This is a genomic window from Ignavibacteriales bacterium (assembly GCA_015709675.1).
Classification (GTDB): Bacteria; Bacteroidota; Ignavibacteria; order Ignavibacteriales; family Ignavibacteriaceae; genus H2-BAC3.
In genome coordinates, this window is sequence record CP054182.1 from 848,381 (window position 1) to 861,207 (window position 12,827).

15 protein-coding genes are annotated in these 12,827 nt (G+C 42.6%); 14 read left to right on the plus strand and 1 reads right to left on the minus strand.

Going from position 1 to position 12,827, the window contains the following annotated elements; all coding sequences use genetic code 11:
* Positions 1–30 precede the first annotated feature (30 nt).
* From HRU80_03040 to HRU80_03070, 7 genes are all read left to right on the plus strand, one after another.
* Positions 31–492, plus strand: coding sequence for a PaaI family thioesterase (locus HRU80_03040; GenBank protein ID QOJ27899.1), 462 nt, complete (start codon positions 31–33; stop codon positions 490–492).
* A 344-nt stretch (positions 493–836) separates the two neighbouring features.
* Complete coding sequence (locus HRU80_03045) at positions 837–1,667, plus strand: hypothetical protein (GenBank protein ID QOJ27900.1); 831 nt, start codon at positions 837–839, stop codon at positions 1,665–1,667.
* Positions 1,668–1,991: 324 nt separating this feature from the next.
* Positions 1,992–2,888 (plus strand): hypothetical protein, encoded by an 897-nt coding sequence (locus HRU80_03050; GenBank protein QOJ27901.1) that lies wholly within the window; start codon positions 1,992–1,994, stop codon positions 2,886–2,888.
* Between the two features lie 65 nt (positions 2,889–2,953).
* A complete protein-coding gene (locus HRU80_03055) occupies positions 2,954–3,766 on the plus strand; it encodes a hypothetical protein (protein ID QOJ27902.1) in 813 nt (270 codons plus the stop codon).
* Positions 3,767–4,055: 289 nt separating this feature from the next.
* Positions 4,056–4,916 carry a hypothetical protein gene (locus tag HRU80_03060; protein ID QOJ27903.1) on the plus strand — a complete coding sequence of 287 codons (861 nt, stop codon included), beginning with the start codon at positions 4,056–4,058 and terminating at the stop codon, positions 4,914–4,916.
* A gap of 101 nt (positions 4,917–5,017) precedes the next feature.
* A complete protein-coding gene (locus tag HRU80_03065; protein QOJ27904.1) occupies positions 5,018–5,473 on the plus strand; it encodes a hypothetical protein in 456 nt (151 codons plus the stop codon).
* Positions 5,474–5,484: 11 nt separating this feature from the next.
* The gene (locus HRU80_03070) at positions 5,485–5,793 is read left to right on the plus strand and encodes a hypothetical protein (GenBank protein QOJ27905.1); all 309 of its coding nucleotides are present in this window, start codon (positions 5,485–5,487) and stop codon (positions 5,791–5,793) included.
* A gap of 146 nt (positions 5,794–5,939) precedes the next feature.
* Here the strand turns inward: HRU80_03070 and HRU80_03075 are convergent, their stop codons facing one another.
* Positions 5,940–7,883, minus strand: a complete 1,944-nt coding sequence (locus HRU80_03075; GenBank protein QOJ27906.1) for a tetratricopeptide repeat protein — start codon at positions 7,881–7,883, stop codon at positions 5,940–5,942.
* A 295-nt stretch (positions 7,884–8,178) separates the two neighbouring features.
* Here HRU80_03075 and HRU80_03080 point away from each other — a divergent pair, with 295 nt between their 5' ends.
* From HRU80_03080 to HRU80_03110, 7 genes are all read left to right on the plus strand, one after another.
* Positions 8,179–8,745 (plus strand): DNA-3-methyladenine glycosylase I, encoded by a 567-nt coding sequence (locus HRU80_03080; GenBank protein QOJ27907.1) that lies wholly within the window; start codon positions 8,179–8,181, stop codon positions 8,743–8,745.
* A gap of 35 nt (positions 8,746–8,780) precedes the next feature.
* Positions 8,781–9,203 (plus strand): BLUF domain-containing protein, encoded by a 423-nt coding sequence (locus HRU80_03085; GenBank protein ID QOJ27908.1) that lies wholly within the window; start codon positions 8,781–8,783, stop codon positions 9,201–9,203.
* A gap of 191 nt (positions 9,204–9,394) precedes the next feature.
* Entirely contained in the window at positions 9,395–10,198 is an 804-nt protein-coding gene (locus tag HRU80_03090) for a hypothetical protein (protein QOJ27909.1), read from the plus strand.
* 9 nt (positions 10,199–10,207) lie between these two features.
* Positions 10,208–11,038: a hypothetical protein gene (locus tag HRU80_03095; protein QOJ27910.1), complete on the plus strand. Its 831-nt coding sequence runs from the start codon at positions 10,208–10,210 to the stop codon at positions 11,036–11,038.
* 160 nt (positions 11,039–11,198) lie between these two features.
* Positions 11,199–12,020, plus strand: coding sequence for a hypothetical protein (locus tag HRU80_03100; protein ID QOJ27911.1), 822 nt, complete (start codon positions 11,199–11,201; stop codon positions 12,018–12,020).
* Positions 12,021–12,032: 12 nt separating this feature from the next.
* Positions 12,033–12,218, plus strand: a complete 186-nt coding sequence (locus HRU80_03105; protein QOJ27912.1) for a hypothetical protein — start codon at positions 12,033–12,035, stop codon at positions 12,216–12,218.
* Positions 12,154–12,708 carry a DUF4256 domain-containing protein gene (locus HRU80_03110; protein QOJ27913.1) on the plus strand — a complete coding sequence of 185 codons (555 nt, stop codon included), beginning with the start codon at positions 12,154–12,156 and terminating at the stop codon, positions 12,706–12,708. The genes HRU80_03105 and HRU80_03110 overlap by 65 nt, the downstream gene beginning before the upstream one ends.
* Positions 12,709–12,827 lie beyond the last annotated feature (119 nt).

Here is a 12,827-nt window from a genome sequence, read left to right on the forward strand (position 1 = left end):
ACTAATTACTAATTACTCTTTACTAATTATATGAATGCTGTTCAGGATTTTTATCCCGATGATGCCGCGCATTGTTATGGCTGCGGTAAACTGAATGAACATGGCCACCAGATAAAAAGCATCTGGGAAGGGGAGGAAACAGTTGCCAGGTTTACTCCGAAGGAATATCATACTGCTATTCCGGGGTTTGTTTATGGCGGGCTGATTGCTTCACTGATTGACTGCCACGGTACCGGCTCGGCTGCGCTTCAGGCATATAAAAATGAAAACAGGGAATTGGGCACCGAACCCGCATTCAGATTTGTAACTGCTTCGCTGCAGGTAGATTATCTGAAACCAACTCCGCTTGGTCCGGTTCTGGAACTGCGCGGTACTATTGTTGAAAACAAAGGAAAGAAAATCACTACCGAAATCACCCTGGGCGCGAATGGCGTGGTAACCGCAAAAGGAAAAGTGATTGCGATAATGCTGCCGGAAAACTTCGGGAAATAATTAGCAGTTAGTAATTAGTAATTAGTAGTTAGTAGTTAGTAATTGGGGATATATATTGTTACTAGAAATTTCTAATTGACCTAAGAGTTTTCTTCAGACTGCTGATTGATACGGAAGTTATCCGGCTATTACTTATCATTTCTCTAAGTTTCAGATATTTTCTTCTCACCTTTGCTGATAACACATTCTCCCCCGATGGCAATAATATAACTGCCTTCCAACTTTTTCTGCCTTAATAACCAGTCAAGTTTTTACAATTCTGTGACAACTCAGGAGGGTGCACCTTCTAATTTTGCTTTTAAAACAACAAAGTTCTTAATAGCCATCATCAATGAGGTGCGGAAATGAAAAAAAAGTCATTATTCAGGCTGCTGCCTGTGCGGCTGACAGCGCTTATTACCGGATTTTTTCTTTATGGCTGCGCGGGGGGTTATACGGAAATACTTACACTGTCTGAAGCCGAGCAGGATCCCGGGGATGTATCATCGGTTTTTCTTAAGGACAGTACTGAAATCCGTCTTGAAGGGAGTGCAGAGTTTGATTTCCGCCCTATAGGTATTACTGGAACCACCTCTCACGGAAATGATACGCTCATAGCATGGGAAGAAATTGCCGAGCTGCAGGTGAAGGTCCCTGATACCGTTACATTTTCTCCGGACAGGGTTCATCTGTATAAAGAGATTAATCTTAAGAATCATATGGCAGTAAGGCCGGACAATAATGGATTTTTCTTTGACCCCTTGTCGGGTTATATCAACGGGAAAACAGAAAACGGACTGCTGATAAAACTGCGGCGTGATAATATAACTGCGTGGTTTACAGACCTTCCGGAAACCGTAACAAAAGAACAAATGTATGCGGACACCACTATACGTATTCAAAGACTGATGCTTCATCCGGATAATATGCTGGTGAGCTTTTATGATCAGATGGCGGGTATATCCCCCCGGGTAAAACTACTGACGGGAATTAACTCAAAGAATAAGCAAAAGGTAACGCTTGAAACAAAGGATATACAATATTACTCGGCTGACAGAGTGAATATAGGAGGGGTAATAAAAGATGTTGCCACGGTGACATTGGTTACCGGAGCAGTAGTAGGAGTGATTATGCTTATAAAATTTTTTAACCGTCCGAGTTCTACTAACTGGTCCGGAGGCAAAAAAATTATGTAGATTATTCCGTAAGGCGGCAGTTGTAAACCGCTTTTTCTCCAAAAGATCTGAGGGTATTAAAGAGCTGTCTTTTATAGAAGTATCTGCATAACAGTTTATAAAATGCCGGACAGTAATACTATGATCCGGTGTATTACATTCAGACACCAGTTAAGGGAATGACTGCCGGGGGAATAGGTTTAGTATCGATAATCTCATTTCAAGAATATTCTAAAACACCAAAAGAATCTGAAAACATTCTCTCTGCAAAACTTTTACATTTCCGTGACAACTCGGGGATTCAAACAGGATAATTTTAAGCTGAAGATTTGAAAGGACAAGGTGATGAAACGGACAATTTTTGCAATTTTTAAAATAAAACCTCATATACCGGCAATATCAAAGTGTGATTGGCGCCTGTTTCTTGTTTCAGGATTATTCCTGAGTCATGCGGTTACCGGCTGTTATTATAAAACCGTTGAGTTCACTTCACTTGAGGATCCGGTTCTGGAGGATTGTAAAATCATTTCAGCTGAGGATAAACACAGAGGCAGAGTCACATTTAACTATTACGGAGCCCGGTACCACAGAGACGGGGGCGGCATTACAGTTCTCTCTGCTGAAGGAGATACTTTTAATCTTGCGGAAGATCAAATTGATAAACTGATTACCTCTGAGGTGCAGGGTCAGCAGTTTGTCCCGGATAGTCTGCCAAACCTTGCTTCAGTTTTGCTTAACAACAGCAGGTTGATTTTTGCAGGAGACCGGGGTTTTTATTTTGAAGAAAGCAACAAGGAACTGATCTGCTTCACTGACCGGGATAATTCCTTTTCCGCAAATCTTTCCGAAATCAAAGAGTTCTATTATGCAAAACACTCGTTCATCACACCGCAACAACTCACTGAACAAACTGTTCCGGCTGTGAAAAAAGTAATTCTTAAGGATTCGGATTTGGCGATACCGGTCAAGATGATACTGCATGACAGGGGTAATGAATATATTGCCGGAGTAAGCAATACATCTGAAAAAATTATTATACCAGGAGACGATCTGATTTCATTAGAAGCAGAAATGCTAGATGAAGAGGCAACAACGCTTGTATGGGTGCTTAGCGGGATAACAACAGCAGTTCTTGTGGTTCTATTTGTACAGCAAATGGATAAAGCTTTTTCCGGGATGGGCAGAGATATCAGATTTTCCGCGGCTTTTGATGAGCACGCAATCAGCGGAAGCGGAAGATAATTGACCGGAGAAATGGCTGGTGAAATTAGAGTTACTGAACGTCTGCTTTTAAAAGGAATACGGAGATGAAACACCTATATAACAAAATACAACCATTCGTACATGTTATTATAATTCTTTCCGCCATGTTTTATCATGGCTGCGCGATGTATTATTCAAGAATCATGACCAGGGATGAAGTTTACGCTAACCCTGTGGAGGTTGGCTGGGTTAAACTGATGGATTCAAGTGAAGTCTTGTTCAACGGAGGAGTAACGATAAATAATTTGTCTGCCGGGGTTACCGGTGTGACTGCTGACGGCGCTGAAACGTATATACCTGGAGAGAAAATCAAAGAACTGCAGACAGCCCTTCCTGATGCGGTGCTTTTTGATAAAGAAAAAGTTGGTGACCTGAAAGAGATTCACCTTAAAAACAATATTTCCGTAAGGCCAGATGATTCGGGATTTGCTTATGATGCCCATACCGGTCGGCTTTCATGCAGGACTGAAGACGGAAAACCATTTTCTTCCCAGGCAGAGAGCGTTGCAAAATATTTTACGGAACTTCCGGACACGGTAAGCATTGAGAGATTTTTTGCCGATACTACGATTAGTGTAAAAAGTGTCCTTATGAAACCGGTGAATCTGGTCTTAACATTTAATGAGCCGGGTGCCGGGAGACTGCCTGCAGGAGATATGGCAATGGGTTATACAACTGCCGGCGATCTTGTTACCATACCAATGGATCAGATTGCCTTTTTCATAAAAATGGAAGGGAGTGCAGCGGGTGTTGCCGGAAATGTCGGGATAGTTCTGGGTGTATTGGTTGTAATAGCGATTATTGACCTTATGACAAATATGGACGCTGATATTAAGCTCGATTTACAGTTAAAATGAAACAAACGATACTGAAGAATGTGATTTTTTTATTCAATATGTGGTTAATTAATAGATTGTTGTTTGTATGCTGAGAGAAAAACAAGCTCTCAATCAAAAAACAGGTTCAAAATTACTTCGCGGGCGGATAGTGGTTATCAAAAAAGAAAGTTATTATCATGGATTATAGGAGGGAATATAATGATCTTAATGAGATAAAACCTGCGTCACCTGACTCAAATTTTACAATTCAATGACAATTCTAAAGGTGTGGTAAAGTAGTTTTACTTCAGTTATTTACCGGAGCAAGATGATGGAACAGAAATATCTTCCTATGGTGAGAGTCAGCCGTGTCGCAAGGCAATGGGCAAAAACGAAGTTTATCATAATAATACTATTAATAAGCACGGCTTCTCTTTTTGTTTCAGGATGTATGCTCAAAACTATTGAACTTAAAACAAAAGAAGCTGTTATCACCAATCATACTAAACTGAGCACCGTTACGGATAAAACCAGAGGAGAAATTCGTTTTGATATTATGGGTACAAGATACAAGAAGGGGGAAGTTGTTTTCATCTGTCATTTAACGAGGGGTGATACTCTTCAGTTAACGGCGGATAAGATTGATGAGATTCGCACCGCAATTCAGGAAGGGGAGGAATTCTCTGAAGAGAGAGTAGCAGAGTTAAAATCCGTTCTGCTCACAAGAAACATTCTGATAAAACCTAACGCTAAGGGCTTCAGGTTTTACGGGGAGAGCGGTGAACTCGCCTGTTCAACCATTGATAATCTTACCTTCAGGAAAAAACTGTCTGATATTAAGCAATTTTATTATTCAATGCCGGAAACGGTTTCAGCTGATGAGCTGAAACGAAATCCTTCCTTAAAGGTAAAGCAAATAGTAAAAAAGGGAAATCCGGTTCTGCTTGACGTAAAATATATGTACAGTATGCAAAAAAGCAACTACCTAATCGGGAGAACATCGGAATCTGAAGATGTTATTATACAGGAGGAGAATATTGTTTCCGGAACTATCGAAGTTATTGATGTTGAAAGCGATCTCTATGTGTACGGAACCAGACTTGCTGCCGTTGGGGCCGTAGTTGGACTTATTTATCTCTTTTATGATTCCATAATTTTCGACAGGCCACACAGATCCGGCGGAAGATGAGACAGATGAACTGATAAGAGAGATAAATACAAATACAACTCAGTATGAGTAAACCTTTTCACGAATTGCTGACTTATATACAATGCAGAGAAAAGATTATTATGAACAGAACTTTTTACAGGTCTGCCTGGCTTATAAAAACCCTTGTTGCAGCTCAAATGTTGCATATTTGGGGATGTTATACCGTTAAAACGCAGATTTATGATCAAAAACTTCAATCACTCAGAAACAAGCAGTTTGAAAGCATTGTCCTGACTAACGGGGACTCTCTTTTTTTCGGAGACAATAAGGCATCTTTGGTAACTCTTCCAAAGATGTTAAAGGGAAAGACGCCTTTCGGAAAAGAGATCGCTGTGAAATTGTCTGACTGCAATGAACTGATGATAAAATATTCTGATGTACAAACGTTCAGTCCGGAAAATATTGGTGATGCTAAAGAAGTTCACCTGAAGAACGGACTGCTGATCCGATGCGATGAAGAGGGATTCACTTACAGTCCGCAGGATTCCGCTGTTCGCTGCCTTACATCTGCAGGAAAAAGTATGCCTTCCCCGTAAAATACATTGAGATGATATACAACAGCCTTCCTGATACTACGGACCCGCATCTTCTTTCAGAAAATACATCTTATCAGATTAAGGCTGTTCTTCTCACATCAAACATAGTAATCAGATTTAGTGATGAAGAAGTAACTCTGCTTCCTGAGAAAATTTGTATAACAGGAGAGACGAAAAACAACCATGTGGAAATTACCCCGGAAAATCTGGAATCGTATACAACCATTGATTTCAGTCTTCGCAGAACACTTAATACGGTAATAATTAGTGCGGCGCTGCTGTATTTGGGATTTATCTATGCGTGGGCCTCAAATAACTAACCAGAATAATGACCAGGAAGACCTGAAAACTTATTCTTTTCCGACATAAACCCCTGCGTGAGGGGGCGGATACAGTAATTGGATTTCACTTTCCTAAGAGGGTTGAAAAGACATTCATACTTCACACTTCATAATTTTGAGAGAGATTATTCTTTAACCGGCAGAGTGAATTTCACGCGGGTATATTTTTCCTCTTCGCTTTCAACACTGATGGTGCCGCCGTGAGCCGTGACAAAATCGTGACAGATGATGAGTCCCAGTCCGCTGCTTTTAACACCGGCGGAATCATGTCCCACCACTTTCTGATGATGTGAGAAGAGGAAGGGAATGAGTTCCTGGTTAATCCCGGGTCCCGTATCTTCCACGGTAATGGTGTGGAATGTGCCTGTTTGCTGAGCGGTCAGTTTGATTTCACCATCCAGATAAGCGAACTTAACCGCGTTTGAAAGCAGGTTCCTGATGATTGCTTTAAGCATATCAGTATCTGCGAATACCATCATGTCGGCCGGTACTGACAGGTGAAGCCGCAGGTTTTTGTTCTTAAGAGCGTTTTCCTGCAGGATGCGTATTTCCTGCACCAGGGGATACAGCGGCTGCTTTTTAGGCTGGAACTTAATGTTCCCCTGCTGGCTGCGGGACCAGGTGAGGAGATTGTCCAGCAATGTATATATAGATGTTGTCGAGTTGGCGAACATATCAATAATCTCCCGTCTCTCCCTGTCGGTCATCTCAAAATATTCGTTCTTCAGGATTTCAAGAGTGCCTATCATGCCCTGAAAGGGGGATTTAAGGTCGTGCGCGATGATGTTAAAGAACTTGTTTTTTATATCGTTAATTTTTTCAAGTTCAGCCGAGAGCCGCTTTTTTTCCTGATAGCGGTAAATAAAAAGAGCCGTGAGAGCAACAAGAATGAAGCTGATCACGATATATATTGTCAGGAGAAAGTTCCGGTCCTCCAGTTCTTTTTCGAGCTGTTTGTTCGCCAGTTCGGTACGTTCAAGCGCCACAAAATTATCAAGATCAACAAACTTTGAACGCTGCTTCAGGATTGCAAGCGAGTCTTCCACGGTATCATATTCTTTTAAATAAGCAAAAGCTTTGCGGAAGTCGCCTGCTTTTTCGTAAAGCCGGTACCGCGCTTCATAAGCATCTTTAAGCAGTGCAAGACTTCCGGAGGGGCGGATTAACTGAAGGCTCGAATCAAGATATTCGGCGGCAAGGGTGAGATTGTTCGCGGTGGTATATATAGAAGAGAGCAGAATCAGCTGGCTGATTTCTCCTTCCTGATTCGGAATACTCCGGTGTATTTGCAGAGATTTAACTGCTGAAGAGGAAGCGCTTTTGTAATCTCCCGCTTTCAGGTAAACACGGGCCATACCGCTGAGTGTTTCGGCCAGTCCTTTTTTGTAATTGCTGAGAGTGTAGAGTTCATTCAAATGGCTGTAGTTTTTCAGCGCTTCTTCATACTCTCCTGTTTCCAGCCGTAATTTGGCAATATCAAGCAGGATGCGGGCATACATTGTGGAATCGGGAATCTCGATTGAACGGCTGAGTGCTTTCTGGAAATATGCAAGTCCGTCTTTATAATTGCCCTGCTTCAGATAAACTCGTCCGAGGAGAATTTCCGTATAGGCAAGGCCTCTCTTGTGGCCAATTTTATTAAAGAGAACGATTGCTTTTCCGATGCTTTCAATTGCTTCAGGGAACTGCTCCAGACTGGTATATATATCCCCGCGGGTATTATACGCGTAGGCAATGATCACGGTATCGCCTATCTGCTCACCGGCTGCAAGGCATTTGGTGATGGTGTTCATCGCAAGCTGATAGGCGCCAAGATTGTTGTAGGCAACCGAAAGATACCCGAGTCCCTGTGCCTGGCTCCACTGATCATCATAGGATTCCGCTGTCTTAATGCCCTCAAGAGCAAATTTGATAGAGACAGAAGGATTATTGCTGCGGTTTACCCAGGCGGAGTCAAGAAGTCCGGCCACCCGGGCTGAGTCCTCAGGAGCCGGATAATTCCCCCGGAAAGAATGAATCGGCTGCTGGGAATATATATAATTTTCCTCCAGCGGAATCAAAGCCGCCATGAGAATCATTACAGGGATCAAAAAACGGTAATAGCAACGCATTTGTACGCTTAAGTGAACCTCTTATGCAGCGAAGGAGTGTTTAACTCCCTCCAGATCAGTTAATAAAAATACAGCTAATAAAAATACAAAGTAAAACGGAAATAGCATCAGGAAAAGATTCAGGACTCCCGTAGGCGATAAGGTTACATATTCCTTGCCTGGTCCTGGCCGGCGGAACAATCTGAGGTACGATTAACTATATTTGACAGGTAAATCATTTGCATTTATAAAAACAGGAAGCATAACAAAGGCAATGCCCAAGGATAAACCCAGGACCTACTGCGAGTATACTGAGACCCTTGCTCCCGGAGACCCTCACCGTATGTATCATGATACTGCATACGGATTCCCCATTGAAAATGACAATGAGCTTTTTGAACGGCTCGTGCTTGAGATTAATCAGGCGGGACTGAGCTGGACAACCATTCTTAACAAGCAGACAAATTTCAGAAAAGCATATAATCGTTTTTCCATAAGGAAGGTTGCCTCCTACGGGGCCGGGGATTTTAACCGCCTGATGAATGATGCCGGCATCATCCGCAACCGTCTGAAGATAGAAGCGGCTATTCACAATGCCGGAGTGATTCTTGAGCTTCAGAAGGAGTACGGGTCATTTAAGAACTGGCTGGATGTGCATCATCCCCTGAGCAGGGAGGAATGGACTAAGCTTTTTAAGAAAACTTTCCGGTTCACCGGCGGGGAGATTGTTAATGAGTTTTTAATGAGCACCGGTTATCTGCCGGGTGCACACGGCGCTGATTGTCCGGTTTATAAAACGATTCTGAAACAAAAACCGGCCTGGAACCGGAAAAAGAAATAACAGTAATACATACTTATAAAACACATGAGCTCTTTATGTTCTATTTTTTAGTTTATGTCAGTTCAGCAACAGTTCCATTTGCACAAAAAGACCTTGAGGATCTTCTGGAAGTAAGCAGGCGCAATAATAAAAAGCTGAATATAAGCGGAATTCTTCTTTATAAAGACGGTAACTTTATGCAGATGCTTGAGGGGGAGGAAGAAGCAGTAAAACAGTTGTATGACAAAATATCGCTTGATATACGCCACGGGGGAACTATTGTAATCCTCGATGGATATGAAGAAGAGCGGCAGTTCGCGGACTGGTCAATGGGTTTCCGCAGCCTGAACTCCCCCGAAGTGCTTGCACTTCCGGGATATAATAAGTTCCTCAATACTCCGCTGACAGGGCGTGAATTTTCAGAAAATCCCTCGGAAGCACAGGAACTGCTGCTGATGTTTAAGGAGAAGAACCGTTAAGAAGTATTAAGACAAAGTTCCATCTGAGGAGTGTGTAAGAATACTAGATATGAGGAGAGAATAGTCTAAGCCTGTTTACAACTGAAATTTTACAATTCTGTGACAACTCACTTTCCGGGGTACCATAGATTTGCGGTAAAAATAATCCGCTCTTATGCGGTTAGTTCATGGAAACTCCGGAAAGGATTGTGATGAATTTCAGGATCGGAAGAAAGAGGGAGAGTCTCAGCCGGATTCTTACTGCTGTGCTGCTATTACTGACGGGATGCAGTTCCTCCTATGAGACAGTACTTCAGGGGGAGCAGCTGAGTAAGGACGAAGGGAAGGTTGCATCACTGATTTTAAAAACAGGGAAGAAGGTTGTATTCAACTACGAAGGGGGGAGGGTACGTTATAACTCAGCACGCATCAGCGGAATACTGGAAGATGGCACTCCCGTTAGAATTCCTCTGACCCTAATCCGCGAACTACATACCAGCAGACCTGCCTCACATGACTTTTCGCCCGGACTGATCAGCAGTATAAAAGAAATAGAACTCACCAACAATATTCTGGTCAGGCCCGACACAGCCGGGTTTATTTACAATCAGAAAACAGGCGGTATTACCGGCCGGACCGATGACGGGCAGTTCTTTAGCATGAGTCCGGCAATGATACGCAAGGTATATATCACTGCCGCGGATACTGCTGCTTTAGAGAAAATTATAAACCAGGGGGAAAGAAATGTTAAAAGAGTTCTCGTACTGCCTGATAACAGGCTTTATACATTGAACGATCAGGGAATCAGCATTTCCGAAAGCGGACTAACAGTTGAGGGAATAACCGAAAGCGGAAGATACCACACGATAAATATTTCCGATGTAAGTTCTGCGGTAATAACTGAAGAAAGCGGGATGCCGGATGTGTTGTTCTACAGCGGGGTTACCCTGGGAGTTTTGACGCTCATATATCTGGCCGGGTCTTCCGGCGCATTATTGCCTGATGGTATCTTCTGAAAGGAGTTCATGATGAAGCATGCTGATAAACCTGCATTGCCGAGGCGGATACTGATTATGCTGCTTGCCGCGGCGCATTTGAATCTTGCGGGGTGTCAGACAGTAACATTGGTAGTATATAATGCTGATTCGGATACGTATGATGAAGAGTTGATTCATTTCCTCAGACTGAAATCCGGCGAAATTGTAGTATTTAACAATGAAAAAGGAATGCATCAGAATGTGGAGGCGCGGCTGAAAGGAAAAACCGTCAAAGAGAAGGATTTTACCGCTAATATTGCTTCGGTCAGGGAAATGATTGCTTACTATCCCGAAGGAAAAGCTTTTAGCAAGGAGAAAATCGTTCTAGCCAAAGAAGTGCATCTGCTGAACGGACTTTACGCGCGATGCAATCAGGAGGGATTCCGATTTGACGAAAGAACGGGGAAGGTATCCGGTGTCTCCTGGCAGGGAAGAGAATATATCATAAACCCAGACAGCATTGAGCTGATGTACTTTTCGTTTCCGGAGGTAATAAATATGGATACGCTGAAGAACAATACTGTGTATTATCCGCAGGCATTGCTGATGATGAGTAATCTGGTGGTAAGAACGGGTCAGGAGGGAGTGCGATACCTTGAGCAGGAGAAGAAAATTACCGGAACCACAGTTGATAATATTCAGGCAGAAATTGATATCAATGAAGTGGAATCAATTGCTGTATACCAGTATGATCTGGTCAAAAGTGCTATATATGGATTATCCTGGATTCTGGGGGCGGTTCTGATTGCTGTTCTGGTTGATATTTTTGAGCATGATCACAGCGACCCGAGTAATACAGGTGTGCGGGTTAAACCTTAAAGTTGCTGAGATTCCATTGTTTCAAGGCAGTAAAAATACCAAAGATGTATCTGTGATAAGATGGTGCCGGAACCGGTTGATCAGCATAAACAGAGTTATAAGATTTTACATTCACCGCTGAACAGCGGCAAAGTGAAAGAATTAACAGGAGAAAATTGTCATGAACAACGTATGTAAACCCTCAGTGCTACGCCGGACACTGATTATACTGCTTGCCGCGGCGCATCTGAATCTGACGGCTTGTTTTTCGCTTGAGTCGGCGGCTTTCAATCCGGAGGAAAACTACTCCGATGGTTTTCGGATGAATTCGGTAACACTTGAAACAGGCGAGACGATTATATTTAATACATCAAAGGGGATGCTTAAGGTGATACCGGCACATCTGAAGGGTAAAAGCAAAGAAGGGAGGGAATTTGTTCTCTATATGCAATTACTGAAGGAAATGATAAGAGCATATCCGGAAGGGAAACCATTCAGCCCTGAAGAAATAAGCCTTGCAAAAGAAATTCATCTGAGTAATGGCCTGTCGCTCAGATGCAATGAAGGGGGTTTTCGCTATGATGAAAAGACAAAGAAAGTTTCCTGCATAACTACAGAAGGAAAACTTTATACCGTGAATCCGGACAGTATAAAACTGTTGTACCGTTCCCTTCCGGCAGTTATTCCGGCTGATACGCTGAAATATAACACAATATATTATCCTGAAGCACTGTTGCTTAAAAACAATATATTGATACAGACAGATAAGGAGGGAGTTATCTATCTGGCTCCGGTGAAGAAAGTTATTGGCGTAACGGAAAATAATAAACCGGAGGAAATAGATGCGTACCAGATAAAATCCTATACTATATACGAGTTTGACTTTTTGCAGACTGCAGCTTATCTTCTCGGAGGGGTGTTATTTCTAGCCGCCCTCTACTTTGTGCTTATGCTGCTTTTCTTTAAAAGTTTATTTACACAGATGAACAAATCCGGGAAATAAAAATCCGGAGGAGTGATACAGGCAGACATACGGAAGCGGTATGGGGAAAATGCCTGTCTGTTTGACGCAAAGCGGAATCTTTTTATTTTCGCGGTAGTAATAATTCATCAGAAATTAACCCAGGAGCATGAGCATGAAGAAATCACTCACCGCATCGCAGCAGAAAGAATTGCTGCTGATACTGAACAAACGGTTTGAAGATAACATGAAGCGCCACAAGACGGTGCTTTGGGCACATGCCGAAAAAAAGCTGAAAGCACATCCGGACAAACTCGTCTCTCTGTTCAGAATGGAAGAAACCGGTGGAGAACCGGATATAACAGGCTATGATGCCAAAACCGGAGAGTATATATTCATGGACTGCTCGGCGGAGTCCCCGATGCGGAGGAGTCTCTGCTATGACCAGGAAGCGCTTGATTCGAGAAAGGAAAATAAACCTTCAGGCAGTGCAGTTGGGATGGCAGAGGAAATGGGAATTGAACTGCTGACCGAGGCGGATTACTATGATTTGCAAAAATTGGGAAGTTTTGATACAAAAACTTCAAGCTGGCTAAAAACATCAGAAGAGGTAAGAAAGCTTGGCGGGGCGATTTTTGGTGACAGGCGATATAACCGGGTGTTTATTTATCATAACGGGGTGCAGTCATATTATGCAGCAAGGGGCTTCAGAGGAAAACTGATTATATAATTAGTAGTTAGTAATTAGGAATTAGTAATTGGGGATAAAAATGTACAATGTACAAGTTACGGGATTAAAAATTAATGATTCGTGTTGTAAAATATATAACCCTGCAGAGACACGCCGCG